General features: G+C 65.3%; 20 protein-coding genes. 11 read left to right on the top strand and 9 right to left on the bottom strand.

Annotation, left to right across the window (positions count from 1 at the left end; translation table 11 throughout):
- Positions 1-330: 330 nt before the first annotated feature.
- On the bottom strand, positions 331-2,829 hold the full coding sequence (locus GY937_20900) for an ATP-dependent DNA helicase RecQ (GenBank protein MCP5059171.1): 2,499 nt from the start codon (positions 2,827-2,829) through the stop codon (positions 331-333).
- A 275-nt stretch (positions 2,830-3,104) separates the two neighbouring features.
- Here GY937_20900 and GY937_20895 point away from each other — a divergent pair, with 275 nt between their 5' ends.
- Genes GY937_20895 through GY937_20875 form a run of 5 tightly spaced genes read left to right on the top strand, consistent with a single transcriptional unit; the run spans position 3,105 to position 7,491 of the window.
- On the top strand, positions 3,105-4,088 hold the full coding sequence (locus GY937_20895) for a fructose-1,6-bisphosphatase (GenBank protein MCP5059170.1): 984 nt from the start codon (positions 3,105-3,107) through the stop codon (positions 4,086-4,088).
- A gap of 15 nt (positions 4,089-4,103) precedes the next feature.
- Positions 4,104-4,949: a fumarylacetoacetate hydrolase family protein gene (locus GY937_20890; protein ID MCP5059169.1), complete on the top strand. Its 846-nt coding sequence runs from the start codon at positions 4,104-4,106 to the stop codon at positions 4,947-4,949.
- A gap of 24 nt (positions 4,950-4,973) precedes the next feature.
- Complete coding sequence (locus GY937_20885) at positions 4,974-5,789, top strand: RNA methyltransferase (protein ID MCP5059168.1); 816 nt, start codon at positions 4,974-4,976, stop codon at positions 5,787-5,789.
- Complete coding sequence (locus GY937_20880) at positions 5,786-6,631, top strand: NAD(P)H-binding protein (protein MCP5059167.1); 846 nt, start codon at positions 5,786-5,788, stop codon at positions 6,629-6,631. The genes GY937_20885 and GY937_20880 overlap by 4 nt, the downstream gene beginning before the upstream one ends.
- Before the next feature lie 35 nt (positions 6,632-6,666).
- The gene (locus tag GY937_20875; protein MCP5059166.1) at positions 6,667-7,491 is read left to right on the top strand and encodes a hypothetical protein; all 825 of its coding nucleotides are present in this window, start codon (positions 6,667-6,669) and stop codon (positions 7,489-7,491) included.
- 21 nt (positions 7,492-7,512) lie between these two features.
- Here GY937_20875 and GY937_20870 read toward each other — a convergent pair whose 3' ends face one another.
- Complete coding sequence (locus tag GY937_20870; GenBank protein MCP5059165.1) at positions 7,513-8,577, bottom strand: PilT/PilU family type 4a pilus ATPase; 1,065 nt, start codon at positions 8,575-8,577, stop codon at positions 7,513-7,515.
- Positions 8,578-8,585: 8 nt separating this feature from the next.
- A complete protein-coding gene (locus GY937_20865) occupies positions 8,586-9,608 on the bottom strand; it encodes a type IV pilus twitching motility protein PilT (protein MCP5059164.1) in 1,023 nt (340 codons plus the stop codon).
- Positions 9,609-10,182: 574 nt separating this feature from the next.
- Between GY937_20865 and GY937_20860 the strand changes: the two genes are divergently transcribed.
- Positions 10,183-11,247 carry a 3-deoxy-7-phosphoheptulonate synthase gene (locus GY937_20860; protein MCP5059163.1) on the top strand — a complete coding sequence of 355 codons (1,065 nt, stop codon included), beginning with the start codon at positions 10,183-10,185 and terminating at the stop codon, positions 11,245-11,247.
- A 2-nt stretch (positions 11,248-11,249) separates the two neighbouring features.
- On the opposite strand, the gene GY937_20855 is transcribed toward GY937_20860, so the two are convergent.
- From GY937_20855 to GY937_20835, 5 genes are all read right to left on the bottom strand, one after another.
- Positions 11,250-11,891, bottom strand: a complete 642-nt coding sequence (locus GY937_20855; protein MCP5059162.1) for an ABC transporter substrate-binding protein — start codon at positions 11,889-11,891, stop codon at positions 11,250-11,252.
- Entirely contained in the window at positions 11,845-12,624 is a 780-nt protein-coding gene (locus tag GY937_20850; protein ID MCP5059161.1) for a VacJ family lipoprotein, read from the bottom strand. Before GY937_20850 ends, GY937_20855 begins: the two co-directional genes overlap by 47 nt.
- Entirely contained in the window at positions 12,621-13,082 is a 462-nt protein-coding gene (gene mlaD / locus GY937_20845) for an outer membrane lipid asymmetry maintenance protein MlaD (GenBank protein ID MCP5059160.1), read from the bottom strand. Before mlaD ends, GY937_20850 begins: the two co-directional genes overlap by 4 nt.
- An 18-nt stretch (positions 13,083-13,100) precedes the next feature.
- Positions 13,101-13,880 carry an ABC transporter permease gene (locus tag GY937_20840; protein MCP5059159.1) on the bottom strand — a complete coding sequence of 260 codons (780 nt, stop codon included), beginning with the start codon at positions 13,878-13,880 and terminating at the stop codon, positions 13,101-13,103.
- An 86-nt stretch (positions 13,881-13,966) separates the two neighbouring features.
- Positions 13,967-15,088, bottom strand: a complete 1,122-nt coding sequence (locus tag GY937_20835; GenBank protein MCP5059158.1) for a DUF2817 domain-containing protein — start codon at positions 15,086-15,088, stop codon at positions 13,967-13,969.
- Positions 15,089-15,124: 36 nt separating this feature from the next.
- Between GY937_20835 and GY937_20830 the strand changes: the two genes are divergently transcribed.
- Entirely contained in the window at positions 15,125-16,363 is a 1,239-nt protein-coding gene (locus GY937_20830; protein ID MCP5059157.1) for a sodium:proton antiporter, read from the top strand.
- A gap of 26 nt (positions 16,364-16,389) precedes the next feature.
- Entirely contained in the window at positions 16,390-18,129 is a 1,740-nt protein-coding gene (locus GY937_20825; GenBank protein ID MCP5059156.1) for a putative C-S lyase, read from the top strand.
- Positions 18,130-18,235: 106 nt separating this feature from the next.
- On the opposite strand, the gene GY937_20820 is transcribed toward GY937_20825, so the two are convergent.
- Positions 18,236-19,114: a haloalkane dehalogenase gene (locus tag GY937_20820; GenBank protein MCP5059155.1), complete on the bottom strand. Its 879-nt coding sequence runs from the start codon at positions 19,112-19,114 to the stop codon at positions 18,236-18,238.
- 161 nt (positions 19,115-19,275) lie between these two features.
- Here GY937_20820 and GY937_20815 point away from each other — a divergent pair, with 161 nt between their 5' ends.
- The 3 genes from GY937_20815 (at position 19,276) to GY937_20805 (ending at position 21,137) form a co-directional block, all read left to right on the top strand.
- Entirely contained in the window at positions 19,276-19,857 is a 582-nt protein-coding gene (locus GY937_20815; GenBank protein ID MCP5059154.1) for a sigma-70 family RNA polymerase sigma factor, read from the top strand.
- Positions 19,854-20,498: a DUF1109 domain-containing protein gene (locus GY937_20810; GenBank protein ID MCP5059153.1), complete on the top strand. Its 645-nt coding sequence runs from the start codon at positions 19,854-19,856 to the stop codon at positions 20,496-20,498. Before GY937_20815 ends, GY937_20810 begins: the two co-directional genes overlap by 4 nt.
- Before the next feature lie 87 nt (positions 20,499-20,585).
- A complete protein-coding gene (locus GY937_20805) occupies positions 20,586-21,137 on the top strand; it encodes a sigma-70 family RNA polymerase sigma factor (protein ID MCP5059152.1) in 552 nt (183 codons plus the stop codon).
- Positions 21,138-21,270: the final 133 nt, after the last annotated feature.

The raw sequence follows: 21,270 nt of genomic DNA, 5'->3' as shown, positions 1-21,270 counted from the left end.
TCTCACGCGCCAAGTCCAAGCCTGGCAAGACGATCGCAACCGAACGACGAAGGGCGTCGACTGGCAATTCACGACCCAACAAGCCCGCGTGAAACTGCGACGACTCTACCCCCAGCTTTTGGTGTGACAAGGGACTAGGGGGCGTTGTTCAGGTTCACAACGCCAACAAAGCAAGGGATATGCCAGCCGTCTTGAGCCAGGACGGCTCGTTTCGGAGCAAATGACGCCGAGTCGCCGCAGCCGTTTGTTTCGCCCGCCGCATCAGGCGGCGCTCTACGGGGTGCGGTTCAGCTCGACCAGGCACCGGATCCGAGCGGCTGGATGAAGTCGCTAGTTGGACGGCGGAGCGGACGGAGGCGGATCGCCCCGGTCGCCGCCGTCGGGACCGCGCTGACCGCGCCCTCGGCGTCGTCGGCCGCGGCTTCCGCGACGTCTGCGTTTTCGGCTTCCCCGCGCGTCGCCGTCAGCCGCCGTTCGTGCATCGCCGTTGGCTTCCGAGCGTCGCCTTGCCGGGCCACCCGCCGACTTGGGTTTGGGCTTGGGCTTCGCGGAGGCACTGGCAGGGCGTCGCCGCCCCCGGTTCTGTTTCTGGCCACGTCTGCGTCCGCCGCTCTTGCCGGTCGGTCGTCCACCATTTCGGCCGCGTCGCCTTCGTTCTTCACCCTTCGGCGGCGCCAACGGTTCCCAGAAGCTGTCCGGCCGATCCGCCTGGCCTCGGCAGCGGTCGCACATGCCGCAGGGTTCTTCGCCCTCTTCACCGAAGTATTCGCGTAGGAAGGTTGCACGGCATTCGGCATCGATGGCGTAGTCCGCAACCGCATCCAGACGTCGGGCGTCCTGGGTGCGCAAGGTTTCGAACTGGCCGGCCAGTTCGCGGGCCTTGGCCTCGAACTCTTCCGGCGGGACGATCACGTAGACCGCGTCCTGGTCCCACTTCACCAGCGTCGCTTCTTCCATGAGGGCCAGAAGCGCCCCGGTCGTGCGGCTGCCGAGCTCCGCCGAGAGGGCGAGGGCTTGAAGGCTCGGGATCTTCTCCTCGAGTGCCCAGGCCGCCAGTGCGCGGGCCAGTTTGTAGAGCTGCTCCGGCCGGACGCGACTCCGCGCCAGCAGGGATTCATGGATGGCCCGATCCTCGGACGAGAACAACAGGATGCAGTTGGCTCTTCGTCCATCCCGGCCGGCACGACCCGCCTCCTGGACGTACTGCTCCAGGGAGGCCGGCGACTGGTAGTGCAGGACATACCGGATGTCTGGTTTGTCGATGCCGAGGCCGAAGGCATTCGTCGCGATCATCACCGTGCGACGGCCGCGCTGCATGAACGAATTCTGGTTCTTCTTCCGATCCGCCTGGGTCATCTTGCCGTGGTAACGGTGCACGGGCACGCCGAACCGTTTGAGCACGGCCCAGATCTCGTCCACCTCGCGGGTGGTCGAGCAGTAGATGATGCCAGGCCGTCGGACGCGCAATGCAAGGCGCGCCAGCGCTCGCAGACGGGCGCCGCCTGCGCAATGCAGGACGTCGAAGGCGAGGTTCGAGCGATGCGGCGAGGTTGCCACCACGTGCGGGTCGCGCATGCCGACGAAACGGACGATCGCCATCCGCACCTTCTCGGTCGCGGTGGCCGTCAGTGCGACGACCGGAGGCGCGCCCATCGCCCGAAGCCGTTCTCCAATCTGGAGATAGGCGGGCCGGAAGTCATACCCCCACTCCGAGATGCAGTGGGCTTCATCCACGGCGGCCAGCGAAACTCCCGAGGCGATCAGCGCCTCGGAGGCGTCCGGCGCGCCAAGGGTCTCGGGCGTGGTCATGACAAGCATACGCTCGCCGCTCTTGATGCGTTCGAGAGCCTCCTTGCGTTTGCCGCCACGGATCGTGCCGTCGAGGCGCACACAAGGCACACCGAGCTTTTGCATCTTGTCGTACTGATCCTGCATCAATGCGAGCAGCGGTGAGATCACCACCACGGGCTTTGACAGGATCATCGATGGGATCTGGTAGCAAGCGGATTTCCCGAAGCCCGTGGGAAGGATCATCATGACGTCCTTCCCGTCGAGGCCTTGCTCGATCACTTCCTCCTGCTCCGGGTGCAGGCGCCGGATGCCGAGGCGGAGGGCGGCTTTCCGCATCGCCGCCAAGCGCTGCTCCCGGGTCTCCAGCGGAACCTCGCCCTCGAAGACGGGCCCGGTCGGAATCTCGAGCTCTTCCTCAGGCTCGAGATCCTCGTCGTCTTCGTCCAGGTCATCGCCCAGGGCGGCCGCCTCGGCCTGGAGCTCCTCGAGTGCATCCTCGATGCTCTCGACAGCATCCAGCTTCGTGACGAGGGGCGCGTCGTCATCCAGGTCCACCGGCGCATCCTCGGTGGGCTCGGGGCGCGAACGGGTTCGGGCGCCGGATCTCGAGCGAGTCTTGGCTCTGGGCTTGGGCTCGGCCTCGAAGTCGTCATCGAGGTCGAACATCTCTTCGGCCACCGAGAACTCTTCGGGTTCGATGGGCCGCGCCGCCTTCTTCGCGGCGGGTCGTCTACGAGCCGCCGGTCGCCGATTCGGCCGCTCTTCCGCGGCAGCATCCGCCTCCAGCGCGTCCACATCGGTGGCCGCCGTCTTCCGCGCGGCTTTCTTCGTAGACGCCTTGCGCGTGGCTTTCTTCGCGGTCTTCTTCGTGGCCGCTTTGCGTGTCGCCTTCGTCTTGGCAGCCGTCTTCTTCGCTGCGGTCCCGGTACTGGCCGTCTCAGAGGGGGCCTTCTTCCGGGTTCGGCGTCGCGTACCAGCGGACGTGGATGCGTCCTGGCCAGAATCAGGGGACTCGCCGTCGGTCGGTTCGTTCGGCAATCGGCTCCTTGCGCAGGCCGGCATCGCTCCGGGCTGCCCACAGGACACAGCCTCGGAGCCCAGGCCTCGTCACGCCGCCTCGGGGGCACTGGGGATCTCCGGGTGCCAGCCAGACCAGCGGCGTCGAGAGACGGGCCGCGCTCAACCCATGAGGTACAGAATCCTTCACGGGTGCACCATGCACAGCGCGAGATTTTTTCCCCGCGGGGAAAAGCGGAAAGAACGAGAGCATCCCGTTACCCTGCCGAGCCCAACCCTGCAGGAGCGACCGTGCCGTGAGTGAAGCCCCCGCCTGTTCCGACAACCTGACCACGCTTTCCAAGCATCTTGCGGCCAAAGGGGTCGAGCCCGGGCTGGCCAGCGTACTCGAGGCGATCGCGCTGGGCTGCAAAGCGATCGGCCACCACGTGCGGAGGGCGCGAATCGAGGATGTCGTCGGGGCCGCAGGCGGGGAGAACGTCTTCGGCGAGATCCAGGAAAAACTCGATGTCCTCTCGGACGAGGTCCTGCTCCAGTGCTTGCGAGACACACCGGCCGCAGGCGTCTACGCCTCGGAAGAGCAGGCGGGGCCGATCGTCTTGCGCACTGCGAGTGAGGGCGGACGCTTCGCCGTGCTTGCCGATCCGCTCGACGGCTCCTCGAACATCGATGTGGCCGTGAGCGTAGGGACGATCTTCAGCGTGTTGCCGAATGATCGCCCGGACACGGAAAGCGCAGCGGCCGTGCTCCAGCCTGGCCGGAACCAGGTGGCTGCGGGCTATGTGGTCTACGGCTCGTCGATGGTGCTGGTCCTGGCCACGGCGGTGGGCGTGGACATGTACACCCTCGACCCGGTGCTCGGGGATTTCGTCCTCGTGAAGGCGGGGATCGAGATCCCCACCGAGAAGAAGATCTACTCGATCAACGAAGCCTACATGAACGATTTCGACGAGGGGCTCAAGGCCTATCTGGAGTTCGCCCACGGCGATGGCTACGGCGCCCGCTATATCGGCTCGATGGTGGCGGACGTTCACCGAACGCTCCTGAAGGGGGGCGTGTTCATCTACCCCGCTACCGGCAAGGCGCCGAAAGGCAAGCTGCGCCTCATGTACGAGGGCAACCCGATGGGCTTCGTGATCGAGCGGGCGGGTGGGTCGGCTTCCGCCGGGGCGACGCCGATCCTCGAGACGCTTCCGACCGATGTGCACGACCGCACTCCGGTGATCCTTGGCTCCCGCACCGAGGTGGAGAACGTGACCTCGCGGACCCACCCGGCATAGATGTCTGATCGGCCCTTGCGCGTTGCGAACCGGGGAGGGCGTCTCGTCCTGTTAGGCGACGGGGTGGCCCTCGATGTGGAGCGCGCTTCCGGCGGCCGATTCGGCCCGGATCCGATGGGCGCCTGGGCGGATTGGGGCGGCTTCCGAGATTGGGCCGACGCTGTTTCGCCGGCAGATGGCGAGGCTTTCGAGCGTGCCGAGCTTGGACCGTGCGTGCCGCGGCCACCGGCGATCTACGCGATCGGGCTGAACTACCGCGACCATGCCGACGAGGCCGGGCTGGACGTGCCGAGCACGCCGATGGTGTTCACCAAGTTCCCGACCTGTCTTGCTGGCCCCGAGGCCGACCTGCCGCTCTCTTCGAATCGGGTGGATTGGGAGGCGGAGCTGGTCGTCGTGATGGGCGCGCATGCGCGAGCCGTCACGGAGGCGCAAGCGTTGGACTGGGTGGCAGGCTACTGCGTGGGCCAGGACATCTCGGATCGTCGTCTCCAGTTCAAGGACAAGCCCGCGCAGTTCTCCCTCGGGAAATCCTTGCGTGGCTTCGGACCGATCGGACCGGCGGTCACGACCCTCGATGCCCTGGCCGATCCGCTGGATCTGGCAATCGGCTGCAAACTCGAGGGTGAGGCGGTCCAGGAGAGCCGGACGCGGGAGATGATCTTCAACGTGCCGGAACTGGTGACCTTCTTGTCTCGCCATGTCGATCTCGTACCCGGCGATCTGATCTTCACGGGGACGCCCGCAGGAGTGGGATCCGTGCGCACTCCGAGGCGCTATCTGGCGGAGGGCGAGCGGCTCGAGACCGAGATCGAGGGCTTGGGAGTGCTTCGCAACCTCTGCGTTCTCGACGGTGCGTAGGCGTCGGCGCATGAGCGTCGGCGTATGAGCCGCGAGTCGGTCGCGAGCCAGGACGATTCGCGGCTCGGCGACTATCGCCAGCTCGCGCAACCGGATCTACTCGCGGCTCGCGGTCTCTTCGTTGCCGAGAGCCGGCATGTGCTTCGTTCCCTCGTGGCGGGCGGACGATTTCGATTGCGTTCGGTCCTCTTGACCGAGCCAGCTTTGGACGAGCTTTCTGGGGTCCTGGACCCGCTCGACGCGGAAACCCCGATCTTCGTCGCCCCGCGTTCGCTATTCGAGGATCTCGCGGGCTACCGCTTCAACCGAGGGTGTCTGGCAATCGCCGAGCGAGGTGCTGCCCTCGAACCTCCCGCGCTGATCGATGCAGCCATGGGGAATGGAGGCCGGCTCGTCGTGCTCGACCGGGTCGCCAATCCGGACAACGTGGGCAGCATCTTTCGCAATGCCAAGGCGTTCGGCGCGGCCGGGGTGTTGTTGGTAGGCGGAGGCGATCCCTTGTACCGCAAGGCCGTGCGGGTCTCGATGGGCGCGACACTCGAGGTGCCGTTCGTCGGCTGCCCGGCGTGGGCACCGCTCGCCCCGGCGCTTCGGGATGCGGGCTTCATCTGCCTTGCCGCGGTGCTGGATGCCCAGGCGATCCCCGCCGCTGAGCTTGCAAAGCGCTTCGCGGGGCGGCCGGTGGCGTTGGTGCTCGGAGGGGAAGGCGCGGGGCTCGGTGCCGACGTGTTGACCCGATGCGATGCCCAGACGACCGTGCCGATGGCGCCGGGCATCGATTCCCTGAACGTGGCGACCGCCTCCGGCATCCTTCTTCATCATCTGGCGCAATTCCCGTGAGTCGGATCCTGATCGCCGGCTGTGGCTACGTGGGCGGAGAACTCGCTTTTCGTCTCGCGCGTGAGGGGCATGCGGTCTTCGGGCTGCGTCGGCAGGAGGGGCCGCTGCCAACGGGTGTGGAGCCGGTGATTGCGGATCTTTCGGAACCGACGAGCCTCGCGGCCCTGCCGGAGGGGCTCGATGCGGTCGTCTACGCGGCTTCCCCGGACGAGCGATCCGACGCGGCCTACGAAAAGACGTACGTGATCGGGGTTCGTCATCTCCAGGAAGTCCTGGCCCGCCGCGCGGCAGCCGTAAAGCGTTTCCTGTTCGTCTCCAGCACCGCGGTCTATGCCCAAAGAGATGGTGGCTGGATCGACGAGGCATCGGTCACGGAACCCGTTCACTTCTCCGGCCGGAGGTTGTTGGAAGGCGAGAAGCTGGCGCGGAGCGGCCCGGGCCGGGGTTGTGCGCTGCGTCTTGGGGGGATCTATGGGCCGGGGCGGACGGGTCTACTCGATCGCGTTCGTCGGGGCGAAGCCCGCTACACCCCGGGCCCGCCGCGTTACACGAATCGCATCCATCGGGACGACGCCGCTGGAATCCTGCACCACCTGATCACGGGCGATGAGCCCCCGGAATGCCTGCTTGGTGTGGACTGCGCTCCGGCATCGGAGCGGGAGGTGCAGGACTGGCTGGCTCGCCGCCTCGGAGCTCCTGCGGCCCGCCCCGGCCCACGTCCGGCAGGGGGCCGAAACCCGCTCGCGAATCGTCGTTGTCGCAACGCCCTTCTGCTGGCGCGCGGCTATCGGTTTCAGTTTCCGAGCTGGCGAGAGGGTTACGAGGCCCTTCTGGCCAGCTAGGGTCCCGGAACGGACGGGCCCGACCGAGGAGCAGCATGCGCCCGAAGTTCTCCCTTTTCCCCATTGTCCTGGCTTTCCTGATCGCCGGCCCACTTCGAGCCGGGACGTTTCTCGTCCTCGAAACCACGCGTCTCGTCGACGGCAAGATCCTCGAGCGTACGGAAATGCGCGCGGAGGGTTCGCTTCTACGGCTCGACACGGACGGCGGACGCAGCAGTGTGATCTACCTGGCCGATCAACAGACCGTGCGGGTGTTGAATCACAAAGAGCGCTCCTATCTCGAGGTCGATCAGCAGACCACCGAGAGCCTTGCGCGAGGTTTGAAACGCGCGAACCAGGAAGTCCGAAGTCGTCTCGAAGGTCTTCCCGCCAGCCAGCGGGCGGCGGCCGAGCGGCTCCTGAACAGCACGCTTGGCCCGGACACAGCGAAGGCCAGCCCGGAGGTCGTGATCGTGCCGACCGGCGGGACCGACGAGATCCAGGGCCACGCCTGCCGCGAGTTCGAGGTACTGAAAGAGGGAACACGTGTGGCGGATGTCTGCAAGGCGGATTTCTCAGCCGTGGGCGTGGTACCGGAAACGCTCGACGGGCTGCGCCAGCTGGCTGGTTTCCTTCGCGAGAGCCTGTCCGCCCTTGCTCCCGAGGGATTGCGGGGCCGAAGCTTGGATGCGCTCGATTCGTTCGACCAACTCGACGGGGTTCCGCTTCGGGTGCGGGCCTACGAGCAGGGTGAAGCGGTTCGCCAGAGTCGCATCACGGAAGTCGAGACCCGAAAGCTTGCCGGCGACGCCTTTGCGGTTCCCCAGGGCTACGAGAAGAGCGTGGGGCTGAACGTCCGCGAACACATCGGGGGGCCTTGAGGGGGACGTCCCCTGCCAGGACTAATCTTCCGGGACGAGGCTCTCGAAGCGTGCCTTGTCGACGGCCTTCATGTAGGCCTCGCGGGCGGTGATTCCATCTTGTTGGACGAGATCCATGAGGGCGTCGTCCATGCCCTGCATGCCATCGCCCTTGCCCGATTGGATGATCGAGCTGATCATATGTGTGTTGCCTTCGCGAATCAGGTTCGGAAGGCCTGAGGTTCGCAGCAGGATTTCATTGACGGCGACCCGTCCCTTGCCATCCGCCTTGGGGAGGAGCAACTGGGACACCACGGCTGCCAGCGATTCTGAGAGGCTGATGCGCACCTGATTCTGCTCGCTGGAGGGGAAGGCATCGATGATCCGGTTGATCGTCTTGGCTGCGCCATTGGTATGCAGGGTGCCGAACACCAACATTCCCATCTCGGCCGCGGTGATCGCCATGGAGATCGTCTCCATGTCGCGCATTTCGCCGACCAGAACCACATCCGCGTCCTGACGTACGGCAGCGCGAAGTGCGGGGGCAAAGCCTTGTGAGTGTTCTCCGATTTCCCGATGGCTCATCACCGATTTCTGGTTCCGATGCACGAACTCGACCGGATCCTCGATGGTCACGATGTGCTTGCTCTGGTCGCGGTTGATCTTGTCGATGATCGCGGCGAGTGTGGTCGACTTGCCTGAGCCTGTGGGTCCCGTGATGACCACGAGACCTTGCTGGAGATCGGCCAGGCGGCCGACTGCTTCCGGGAGCTTCAGCTCTTCGAGGGTGACGATCTCTTCCGGAATGATCCTGAAGACGGCCCCTGCACCGTTCTGCTGCATGAAGTAGTTGGCGCGGAAACGTGCGACGCCTTCGAGCCCATAGGCGAAATCCATGTCATGGGTGCGCGTGTACTCATTCCAATGGCGCTCGCCGGCAATTGGCTGAAGAAGTTCGATCAGCTGATCGTTCGTGAGCGGCTCCCAGCCTTCCACCGGCCCCAACAAACCCTTCGCCCGGATTCGCGGCTCGAGCCCGGCGGCCAGGTGGAGGTCCGAGCCCCCCACTTCCTTCAGCGTTCGCAGCAGATCATCCACCTGGGGCACGGAGGCTCCTACCCACCCTGAATCTTGCGGGGGTCTTCACAATGCTTGATGGCTTCTTCCCGCGTGACCCTGCCGCTCTGGACCAACTCGTTGAGGGATTGATCGAGCAGGCACATCCCCTGGGTTGCGCCCGTCTGCAACATCGACCCGATCTGGAACGTCTTGTTCTCGCGGATCAGGTTCCCGATCGCCCGGTTGTTGACGAGGATCTCGAGGGCCGGGGCGCGTCCCTGGCCGTCGGCCTGCCGAACCAGCCGCTGGGAGACCACGGCGCGCAGGGATTCGGAGACCATGTTGCGGATCTGTTCCTGCTGCTCCGCCGGGAAGACGCCGACCAACCGGTTCACGGTACGGATCGTGTTGTTCGTGTGCAGGGTGCCGAGCACGAGGTGGCCGGTCTCCGCTGCCGTCAATGCCAACGAAACGGTTTCGAGATCGCGCAGCTCGCCGATCACGATCACATCCGGGTCCTCGCGCAGGGCGCCTCGCAAGGCGCGCGCGAAGGATTCGGTATGGCCGCCGACGTTGCGTTGGTTCACGACGCAACGTTTCGAGGGATGCACGTACTCGACCGGATCCTCGATCGCGAGGATATGTTCGAGGCGCTCCGTGTTGATGATGTCCACCATCGCAGCCAACGTGGAGGATTTCCCGCAGTTCGCAGGGCCGGTCACGAGGACCAGGCCCTGATGGTAGTTCGTGAACTTGGCCAGCCCGGAGGGCAGCCCGAGCTCGTCGAGAGACGGCGGCGAGATCGGAATGTGGCGGAAGACGCCATCCGTACCTCGCTGCTGACGGAAGATATTGGCGCGGAAGCGGCCGAGGTCCGGGATCTCGTAGGCAAAGTCGAGTTCGCCGCGTTCCAGGAAGGTCGCCCGCTGCTCATCGGTCAGCGCAGCGAGGATCATGGCCTCTGCCGTGTCCTTGTCCATCGGTGTGTCATCGATCTGTTCGAAGCTGCCGTGGAGTCGCAGGCGAAGGGGGGTCCCGCTGTGGACATGGATGTCGCTGGCGCCCTTTTCCACACCCATTCGCAGGAGGGAGATGAGCGCCTCCGCGTTCTTCGGGCGGGGGGAGGCGGTGGCCGGCGGACGCGGGCTCGGTGCCTGGGCTGCCAACTCGGGCTCGGGTGCCGCCGCAGCCGCCTGGGTGGAGGGCTCCGCCGTGGGTTCGGGCTCGGAGCTGGCAACCGGGTCTGCAACCCGTTCCAACCCGGGCGCGGCCTGCTCGGTGGCATGCTTGGCCCGATGCTTGGCGACGATCTGTTCGCGAGCCCGGAGAACCTGCTGCAGCTGCGGCTCGGAAAGAGCGCCCTGCTCGACAAGGATCGCGCCCAGGTTTCCACCTCGGGTTCCCTGTTGGTGGGTCGCCGCAGCGAGCTGATCCATGTTGATGAGCTTCAGGTGGAGGGCGATACGGCCCAGGAGAGGCACGGGGCGTTGAGACATGGCCGCCGACTTATCGGCCGTCGTTCGGAGGGCCTGAGCGTCCCATTGCTCCGCGGCGCCGAACGAGAGCCTGAAATCCTGTCAGCTCCTTGATTCAGCAGAGGATTTCCCGCATCTGCAGATGGCTGGGGAGCCGGGTCCGCTAAGGTTCCCGGCCATGATCTTCCAGACCGATGACCTGCGGATTCGTGAGCTCCGCCCCTTGATTCCGCCCGCGATCCTCTTCGAGGAGCTTCCCCTCGGGGAGAGCAGCTCCCGAACGGTCGCCGAGGGCCGCAAGCAGATCACCCGCATTCTGCGCGGAGAAGACGACCGGCTCGTCGTCGTCGTTGGCCCCTGCTCGGTCCACGATCCCGAAGCGGCCCTGGAGTACGCCGACCGGCTCGTGCCGGTCGCCGAGCGTTTCGCGGGTGAGCTGTGCGTTGTGATGCGCGTCTATTTCGAAAAGCCGCGTACGACAGTCGGCTGGAAGGGTCTGATCAACGATCCCCACCTCGACGAGACCTTCGCCATCAACGACGGCTTGCGAAAGGCGCGCCGCTTCCTGCTCGAGGTGGCCGAACGCGGATTGCCGGCGGGTAGTGAGTTCCTCGATCCGATCTCGCCCCAATTCATTGCCGACCTGGTTTCCTGGGGTGCGATCGGCGCTCGAACCTCGGAGAGTCAGGTACACCGGGAGCTTGCCTCCGGCCTCTCGATGCCGGTGGGAATCAAGAATGCCACGACCGGAAACGTGCAGGTTGCCATCGATGCGATGGGTTCAGCACTCCATCCTCACCACTTCCTCTCGGTCACGAAGCAAGGTGTGGCGGCGATCGTTGCGACGGCTGGCAACGAGGACACCCACGTGATTCTTCGCGGCGGTGCAGCGGGGCCGAATTACGAGGAGAGCGCCATCGCGGAGGTTCTCGTGGCTCTGGAAAAGGCGAGCCTGCCCGGGCGCGTGATGATCGATTGCAGCCATGGCAACAGCCACAAGGATCACGAGCGCCAGCCCGACGTCGCCAAGGATCTGGCCCGTCAGATCGCGGCGGGATCCCGGGCCATCATCGGACTGATGCTGGAGAGCTTCCTCGTCGACGGTCGCCAGAACTATTCGACGGACGGAAGCCTACCCCGCGGCATGAGCATCACCGACGCCTGCATGAGCTGGGAGCGCACCGAGCCCTTGTTCGAGATCCTGGCGGAAGCGGTGAAGAGCCGGCGCGCCGGAAGCTCCTGAACTCAGGCGTCTGAATTCTCGAGGGTGGCCGTCTTTTGCCTGAGCCGCCGCAGGACTTCGTCGGGCCCGCTCTGGGAGAGGACTTCCTTGAACTGGGAGCGGAAGCTCGAGATCAGGCTGATGCCCTCGATCTTCACGTCGATCACCCGCCAGATGCCCTCCTGGGCTCGCAGCCGATAGTCCATCGAGATGTCATCGGCACCGCCACCGAGAATGATCGTGAGAATCGTGACGTCGCCTCGCGGCTCGGTGCGATCTCCCGTGATCTGGACATCCTGCTCGTTGTAGCGTTCGACGCGGCTGCCATAGCTCGTCGCCAGATGGTCCGTGAAGGCATGCACGAATTCGACCCGCTGCTCGGGTGAAAACTTCCTCCAGGATCGGCGCAGGACGAGCTTGGACATCGTCTCGAAATCGAAACGATCTCGCGCGATGGCCTCGAGCTGCGTCCGCCGTTCCGGTGTTTCCAGGTCGGGCGCCCGAAGAACGGCGAGCACCTCGCTCACGGTCTCTTCCATCACGGCCCGCGCGGCGGCGGTTTCGACCGCCGAAGCCCACACCGGGGCCGCCGCTACCAGGATCACCCCCAGCGCGAGCTCAATCGAGCGACGCGCCCGAATCCGTGTCTTCTTCTTCGCCTGCATCCAGCTCATCGTCGTCCAGTTCATCGAGATCATAGAAGTCTTCATCGTCATCCCCGGCCGCTTCTTCACCGTCCATGACCCGTCGTTGCCTGTTCTGGAGGTAGGCATTTCGGACGAAGACATAGTAGTCAAGCGCGGATTCCCGGTTCTCCGCAATCTCATCGAGGTACGCCGCCCGGGTATTGATGATGTCGATCACTGTGATGCCGTAGGCGCTCGGAACGCTCACGAAATCCAACGGAAAAGCGGCCAGATCACGCCCGGAATAGGGGCCGAAGAAGGGAACCTGGAAATAGGGCCCCGGTCCAAGCCCCCAGACACCCAGCGTCTGGCCGAAATCTTCTTCGTAGTGGGGAATTCCCATCGGCGTCGCAGGATCGAACAAACCCACGATTCCGACGGTGGTGTTGACCGCGAAACGCCCCAGGTCGGCTCCGCTCCGGCCCGGCTTCCCCTGCAGGAGATCGTTCAGCATGGTGCGGATCATCCGGAGGTTGTCGAAGAAATTCCCGACACCGGTCTTCGCGAATCCAGGCAGGACGAAATCCCAACCCTTCGCCACCGGCTCGAGAACGATCCGATCCAGGCCTTCGTTGAATGCAAAGACGTTCTTGTTGAAACCCTGGTAGGGGTCCGGTGGGGTGCTGGCACAGGCAAGACTCCAGGAGAGGGCGAGGCAGATCGCGCCCGCACGGGCAGCCTTGCTCGTTCGACGCTGGGGCGACCGCATCATTCACTCCCTCCCAGGCCGGCGTCATGGACGAAGGTGCCGATCAGCTTCTCGAAGTTCAGCGCGCTCTCGGTGAACGAAAGGATATCACCGGCTTCGAGCAACTTGTCTTCACCGCCGGGTTCGAGGGCGATGAACTGATCCCCGAGCAAGCCCGATGTCCGGATCGACGCAGAGGTATCGGTCGGCAATTCCAGCCCCACTTCGACATCCAGTTCTACGGCTGCGCGAAGATCGTCGTCCAGTGTGATCGCGACGACCTGGCCCACCGGAACACCGGAGATGACGACGGGTGAACGCTCCGAAAGGCCTCCGATCTCGTCGAACGTCGCTCGCAGGGTGAAGCCGCCCTCGCCCTTGAAGGTCAGCCCCCCGAGCTGGGTCGAGAGGTAGGCGAGGGCACCGATACCGGCCAGAACGAACAGGCCGACGACGAGGTCGCGGCCGGGATGGCTCTGCATGGCGATTCTCCCGGAACTCTAGAAGCCCCAGAGGGCAGTGAAGATGTAATCGGCCAGCAAGATGCAGACCGAGCCGGTGACCACCGTGGCGGTGGTCGATGCACTCACTTCCGCCGTGCTGCGTCCGGTCGTGAAGCCGCGGAAGGTGGCAATCAGGGCAACGAGGGCACCGAAGAGCAGAGCCTTCAGCGCGCTGCCGACCACATCCGTCCTGAATACGACGGCGTTCTCGAGGCTGCCGAAGTAGGTGCCGGTTTCGAGGCCCAGCAGCTGCACGCCGACCAGGTAGCCGCCGAAGATCGCAGCCACGATGAAGAGCGCCGAGAGCAATGGCATCGAGAGCGTGAGCGCCACCGCCTTCGGTACGACCACGAACTTCAACGGGTCGACGGCCATGGTGCGCATGCCGTCGATCTGCTCGGTCGCCACCATCATGCCGATTTCTGCCGCCATGGCCGAGCCCGCCCGGCCGGTGACGAGAAGGCCGGTGAGCACCGGGCCAAGCTCACGGATCAGGGTAAGCCCGATCACCGCGCCCAGGGATTCCTCCGCGCCGAAGCGGACCAGCACGTTGTAGAGCTGCAGGCTCAGGACCAGGCCCACCGCCAGGCCCGACGCGCAGACGATCGCGAGGGAGAGTACCCCGCTGTCGTAGGCCTCGCGTACGACGCGCCAGGGACGGAAGGGCGGGCGGAGGAATCCGCTGACGATCCAACCTCCGAAACGGGCGAACCGGCCCAGCTCGGAAATGACGCCGATCGTGCGTCCACCGAGGCGCTCGACGCCATTGCGGATCATTGGCCCTCCAGCCGGGGAGCGGGGCGGGCGGAGAGAACCTGGGGGGCGCTCCGGTTGGACATGACCGGAACAGGCTAGCGTGAGGCTCAGGTCTTGGCCTCAAGCCCATCTCGTAGGAGGCCATCGCGTGCCTGGCGGACGACCTGTGTGCCGGCTTCCAGGACCGCGCTCTGCCAGCGGCGATCCGCTGGAGAGAACATCTCCTGCAGCTCGCTGCGGATGGCACGTCCATGAGCGGAGGCGCGGTCGCCGTGATGATGGAGCCAGTTGTCGGCACGCAGGGCCCAGAACACACGCTCCGGCGGGTAGGTGCCGAACTCCGCCGTGAAAGGCGTGAGCTCGCAGCCCGGATCGGCTTCATCGCAGAGGCCGACCTCGATGACGCCGGAAAGCGAGGCCGATACCGACTCGCCGGTGGCCGTGCTGCGAAAAGCGTCGCCATACCAGGCCCGGCCGCGGTGATAGATCGGATCCGAGGGAGGCAGCTCCGTGATGAGCTCGGGTTCGCCATGGGGGCCGAGGCCGGTGTGGACATCGATCCACGCGGCGCGAGTCACGCCGCCCGTGGCCTCCCGCGCGATCTTGCGCAGCAGTTGATTGCCCGGCTCCGCTTCCTGGCCGCCGTACTGGGTGCCGGTTGGATGGGCGTGTTGCCCGGCCGACAAGGCTTGTTGCAAGCGGGCGCCGCCGTGCTCGTGTGCGAAGGCGGTAAGCGCCTGCCGGGCCCGCGCGTCGGCCTCGTCATCCAGGCGAACCGGGTTGAGATGAGCCTTCAACCTCTCGTAATCCGGGCGAACCTCGTGTTCCTCGGGATGGCGGAGGAAATTCCGGTTCAGATCGACGTTGTGCTCGTTCACGCGTCGGCCCGCGTCGAAGCCCCAGGGGTTGAGGGCGTGGACGAGCAGCAGGCCCATCTTGGGAGGCAGGCCACCACAGGCCGCCGGCCGTGTGAGGAGGAGGTGCTGTAGTGCACTCCCCGCGCGGCCTTCCACTCCGTGGATGCCCGAGCTCACGACGAGGAGCGAGTCTGGAATCGCCGGGCCGAGAGCCGCCGTCTCGAGGGCCAGCTCGCTTCCATCTTCACCGCGTACATCGAGAACATGAGATGTCAAACGAGCGCCGGCGCTCTCCGCGGCGGAAAGAAAGGCTTCTCGTGCCTGGCGGTAGTCGCCCGGGAAATGCGCAGTGGGGTCGATGGATCGCGTCATCTGTGTCTCCGGAGGCCGCTAGCATACGGGCCTCCCATGGATCTCTTCAACGTCGCTGCGCTGTTGATCACTTTCTCCGCCCTGTTCGCCTGGTTGAACCAGCGAACCTTGCGGCTGCCGACCACGATCGGGGTGATGGCCATCGCCCTGGTGTTCTCCCTGGGCTTGCTCGCCCTCGGGCGGCTTGGCCTTGCCTCGCCCGAGTGGTTCGACTGGTTCCAGGAAGTGGAGTTCGCGCCGACGCTCCTGGATGGCATGCTGGGCTTCCTGCTCTTCGCCGGGGCGCTTCACGTGGACCTCGGCGACCTGCGAGAGCAGCGCTGGGTCGTGTCCTTCCTGGCGACCTTGGGTGTGCTTCTCTCCACCCTGCTGATCGCCGTTTCCTCCTGGGCGTTGTTTGGTGCCATCGGTCTTCAACTCCCGTGGGCGGCCTGTCTCGCCTTCGGCGCGTTGATTTCACCGACGGATCCCATCGCCGTACTCGCTGTGTTGAAGCAGGCCGGCGTACCCAAGAGCCTCGAAACCAAGATCACCGGCGAATCGCTCTTCAACGATGGCGTCGGCCTGGTCGTTTTCCTGGTGGTGGTGGGCATGGCTACGCAGGAGGGTGGCTTCGAGCCGTCGGCGGCGCTGGGTTTGTTGCTCCAGGAGGCGGTCGGCGGTGTGGCCCTGGGTCTCGTTCTGGGCTCGCTGGCCTACGGGATGCTCCGAAGTGTCGACAGCCCCCAGGTCGAGGTCTTGATCACGTTGGCGCTCGTGACCGGTGGTTATGCACTCGCGCATGCGATGCACACCAGTGGGCCGCTCGCGATGGTGGCCGCAGGTCTGCTGATCGGGAATCACGGTCGCCGCTTCGCCATGAGCGACAGGACGCGCGACAACCTGGATACGTTCTGGGAACTCGTAGACGAGATCCTGAATGCGGTCTTGTTCGTGATGATCGGTTTCGAACTCTTGTTGCTCGACTACACGCCGGCGCGACTGGTCGCCGGGCTGCTGGCGATTCCGGTGGTGCTCAGCGCCCGCGCGATTGCCGTGGGAGCGGGTGTATCGTTGCTTCGAATCCGGCGGACCTTCAGCCCCCACGCGGTGAAGATCATGGCCTGGGGAGGGCTTCGGGGCGGGATTTCCGTCGCGCTGGCACTGCGGCTTCCGGCTGGCCCCGAGCGAGACGTGATCGTGTCCACGACCTACACGGTCGTGGCGTTTTCCATTCTCGTTCAGGGGCTGACGCTAGGGCCGTTCGTTCGGCGGCTTTATCGGAACCGCGCGTGAACTCGCAGGCGCGAACAATTGTCGTGGTGAGCGGCCTTCCGCGATCCGGAACCTCCCTGTTGATGCAGATGTTGGCCGCATCAGGGATGCCCGTACTGGCGGATGGGTCGCGGGTGCCGGACGCCAACAATCGTTACGGGTATCTCGAACATCGACGGGTGCGTGCCCTCGCCCACGACGCCGAAGCCCAGGCGTGGCTTCGAGCAAACGGCCCCGGTCATGCCGTCAAGGTAATTTCGGCACTCTTGCCACACCTCCCCCAGGCGCCTGGCCTCCACTACCAGGTGCTGCTGGCCGAGCGGGATCCGGCCGCGGTCGTGACCTCCCAGGATGCCATGCTCACCCGGCTCGGAGAGGAGAGCGGAGGTCTCGACCCGCAGCGCCTGGCCGAGGTGCTGGCCGCTCAACAAGCGGAAGCCCGAGCATGCCTCGAAGAGCGCGGCGATTGCGACTGGTGTTCGATCTCTTTCGAGTCCCTGCTTGCGGCTCCCGCCGATGCAGCAGCACGTATCGCGGATTTCCTGGGCGATGGCCGGGACGAAGTGGCGATGGAATCCGTGGTCCGTCCGGGCGGGTTGGAGCATGGCGATCGTTACACTCCCCCGATGGCCGACTCCCGCTTTGATGATCTGGACATGGAGACCCTGCGTCGCCGCAGTGGCGAGAAGTGGCGTACCTATCCGGCGGATGTTCTCCCCCTGTGGGTGGCGGACATGGATTTCCCGGTCGCCGAGCCCATTCGCCAGCGCCTGCAGGAATGTCTGGATGTGGGAGACCTTGGCTATCCGATGCATCCAGCACCGACGGGTCTTCCCGAGGCCTTCGCCGAGCGGGCCGCCCAGCGTTGGGGTTGGCAGGTCGAACCGGGACAGGTCGAGTTGTTGACCGAAGTGGTCCAGGCCATGTACGTGACCCTCGAGCAGTTCAGCGCGCCGGGCGATGGCGTGATCGTTCAGACGCCCATCTACGCGCCCTTTCTCGGGGTCGTCAAGGAACTCGGTCGCCGACTCGAGGAGAACCCGCTCTCCCTCGGTGAATCCGGCTACGTCGTGGATCTCGAGGGCCTCGCCGCCTGTGCCGCGCGCTCGAAGATGCTGCTGCTCTGCAATCCCCACAACCCGAGTGGACGCGTCTTCCGACGAGAGGAACTCCAGGGAATTGCCGAGATCGCCGCGGCCCATGACCTCGTCGTGGTCAGTGACGAAATCCATTCCGATCTCGTCTATCCGGGCTGCACGCACATCCCGTTCGCGGCGATCTCAGACGACGCAGCCAGCCGGACGATCACGCTGACCTCTGCGTCGAAGGCATTCAACATTGCAGGCCTGCGCCTCGCGCTGGCGGTATTCGGTAGCGACGAGCTAAGAGAGCGCTTTCTCGGTTTCCCGCGTCACTTCCGCGGAGGCCTCGGCAGCCTCGGTATCCAGGCGACGCTCACGGCATGGCAGGAAGGCGAGCCGTGGTTGGGCGAATTGCTTGCCTACTTGGAATCGAATCGGGATTTCGTCGCCGAAACCATCCGCCGGGAACTCCCCGAGGTACGGTTCTTCCGCCCGGAGGCGACTTATCTGGCATGGCTCGATTTCCGGGCAATGAATCTCTCGCCGTCCCCCTACCGCCACTTCCTCGAGAAGGGAAAGGTGGCGCTCTCGGACGGCAGCGTTTTCGGCCCCCCGGGCAAAGGCTTCGCGCGAATCAACTTCGCAACCTCCCGCCCCATCCTCACAGCCGCCCTCGAACGCATCATTGATTCTGTCCGCTCCTAACGCCTCCCCCCCCTCAACAAAGAGATCGATTCCACCCCGCGCGAGTCCTCAGGAAGAATCGCAAGAAGCGAAGCGGCTCACGAAATCGAAGTGAGGCTTTCGGGTGCTAGATCTTCTCCATCCAGTCCGCGATCGCTAGGCCGATTTCGTCCGGGGAGTCTTCCTGGACGAAGTGGATGCCCTTGATCGTCACCTCGCTGGTGTTCGCCCAGCTGCGACAGAAATCCCGCGCGTCGCCGCGCAAGATGGCGCCGGGCTCCGAATCCAGGAAGAGTTTCGGTACGTCGCATTCCGAGAGCCACGTTCCGTAGTTGCGAACGATCTCGACCACGTCTTCCGGTTCTCCTTCGAGCGGAATCTGCCGTGGCCAGGTGAGGGTGGGGCGACGGTCTTCGCCGGGCTCGAGGAAGGGTCGGCGGTAGACCGCCATCTCTTCGTCGCTCAGATCGCGTAGCACCGAGGTGGGCAGGATCTGTTCGATGAACATGTTCTTCTCGAGGATCATGTCTTCACCTGCGGGCGAGCGAAAGCCCTTGAAGGGCGCAGTGGCCGCCTTCGGCCATTGGTCCCAGGTGAGCGGCATGACGATACTCTCCATGTAGGCGATGCCGCGCACTGCATCGCGATGACGGTTGGCCCAGTCGAAGCCGAGGGCGGAGCCCCAATCGTGGATGACGAGCGTCACGTTCTCGGTGACGTCGAGCTGCTCCAGCAAGGCATCCACGTACCGGCGGTGCTCGACGAAGCGGTAGCTCTCCGGCCCCGGGTTCTCGAGCTTTTCCGAGTCGCCCATCCCGATGAGATCAGGCGCGATACAACGGCCGATGCCTTCCAGGTGCGGAATGATGTTGCGCCACAGGTAGGACGAGGTGGGGTTGCCGTGAAGGAAGACGATCGGGTCGCCGCTTCCAACCTCGACATAGGCCATGCTCTTGCCCAGGACCTCCGTCGTCTTCTTCTCGTAGCGTTCTTCGGCCGAGATCATCGCCGTGCCTCCAGGAAGGGGAACCCCAAGGGTCCCCGGGAAGGGAGAGCTGTCAATCCTCAGGTCGTCGCCCTCGGGAAAGGGCTGGCCGAGGAGCCCATCGGATGACACCCTGACCCGATGACGATCGAATCCGGGTGCCAGGAGGCTTTGGCCGCCCGATGAAGGCTGGGTCGGACGATCGCGCCAAGGAAGAGGCGCGCTGGGCCAGCGGAATGCGCCGCGCTCAGGAGGGGGATGCGGCGGCCTATCGGGCGCTCCTCACCGAGCTCGACGGGGTGCTCCGGGCCTACCTGACCCGCGTCATCGGCGAGGCCAGCCTGGCCGAGGACGGCGTCCATGAGACCCTGATTGCCGTGCACAAGGCGCGGCACACCTGGGATTCCTCCCGCCCGTTCCGCCCCTGGCTGATGGCGATTGCCCGCCACAAAGCCATCGATGTGCTGCGCCGGGGCCGAAACGTCCGGGACGCGACGGCATCCCACGTCGATGAAGAGCGAGTCCAGCTCGAAGCGGAGAAGAGGGCAACCGAGGAGAACCGCCCGGAGGCCGCGCTCGAAGTGGATCGCTTGCTCGCCCGGCTGCCGGATCCCTTTCGGGAGGCCATCGTGTTGACCAAGCTCGAGGGACGAACGGTCGAGGATGCCGCCCGTCAGGCTGCGATCAGCACCACCGCAATGCGCTCGCGGGTCCATCGGGCGATGCGCGAGCTTCGACGGTGGATCGAAGAGGAGCCGCTATGACTGCGCCGCGGGGCCCCGGTCTGATCGATGAGCTGAGTGCCGATCTCGAGGCCGTCCGCCGGCCGCTCCGGGAGGGAGCCGCCATCGCAATCTGGCTCGCAGCGGCCTGGTGCGTCGCCGTGGCGCTCATCTGGCTCACCGGGCCGTTCCGTCCGGGATTTGCGCAACAACTCGCCCTGGCGCCGCGATTCGCCCTGGAATCCGCGTTGGGCCTGGTGTTGGGGGTTGCCGCGATTGCAGCTGCGTTCTCGCTGGCAACCCCTGGCGGTCGCTCGCGGGGTGCCCTTTGGGCCATTGTGGCCCTGGCTGTGGGCTGGGCGAGTCTGCTTGCCGTCGGCTTGTTCGCTCCCGCGCTGACGCCGTCGAGTGTCGGGATGCGAGCTGGTTGTGACGTTCAGACCCTGCTGTTTTCCCTCGTCCCCCTGGGTGCAGGCTTCTGGGCCCTTCGGCGCCGAGCCGTACTCGATCGGCGTCTGGCGGGTCTATGCCTGGGGGCCGCCGCCGGATCCGTGCCGGCCCTGCTGATGCAGTGGGCTTGCATGTACGATCCGGCCCACGCCCTCATGGCCCATCTCGGCCCCGGGGTGCTGGTTGCGATCGCTGGGGCGCTGCTCGGGCCCCGCCTTCTCCCCCGCCTCTGATCGAAAAAAATCGTCCTCGCCTGCGACGTTCTTCCGCTTCGCCGCGTATTGGGTCGTGAATCCAGTGCTCGAAGGGAGGATGGCGACATGGACGCAGCGATCGACGATCTGGATCTGGTGAGAGACGCCCTGGCAGGCGATGAGACCGCTTTCCAGGCCCTGCATGATCGCTACCGCCCGCGGGTCCTCCGCTATGTGCAATCGCGGATGCGGGATGCCGCCGAGGCCGACGACGTGACCCAGGAAGTCTTCCTGCGGATGCACAAAGGCCTGGACCGGTTCGAGGGCCGATCCTCTTTCTCGACCTGGATCCTTGGCATTGCTCGCCACGAAAGCCTGTTCCGCATGCGCACCCTGCGTCGCCGCCGTGCGCGAGAGGTGGCCGAAGAGCATGATGGCCTTGCGGAAGTCGTGCCCCTCGATCGCGCCCTCCACGCGCGCAGGCAGCTTCAGGCGACGACCCGCGTGCTCGAGACCCTCCCACCGGACCGCCTGGAGCTGGTGATGGCGCCGGTGGTTGCGGATGTCTCCGTCGCTGAGTTGGCGAAACGTCGGAAGATCAAGCCCGGCGCCTTGAAATCCCGCCAGCATCGCATTCGCCAGGGAATCCGCGCCGCAGTCGCCGAGGCGAGCGCCTAGTCCCTTGTCACACCAAAAGCTGGGGGTAGAGTCGTCGCAGTTTCACGCGGGCTTGTTGGGTCGTGAATTGCCAGTCGACGCCCTTCGTCGTTCGGTTGCGATCGTCTTGCCAGGCTTGGACTTGGCGCGTGAG

It is taken from the genome of bacterium, from assembly GCA_024228115.1.
GTDB lineage: Bacteria > Myxococcota_A > UBA9160 > UBA9160 > UBA6930.
This window is presented reverse-complemented; position numbering and strand designations above follow the sequence as displayed.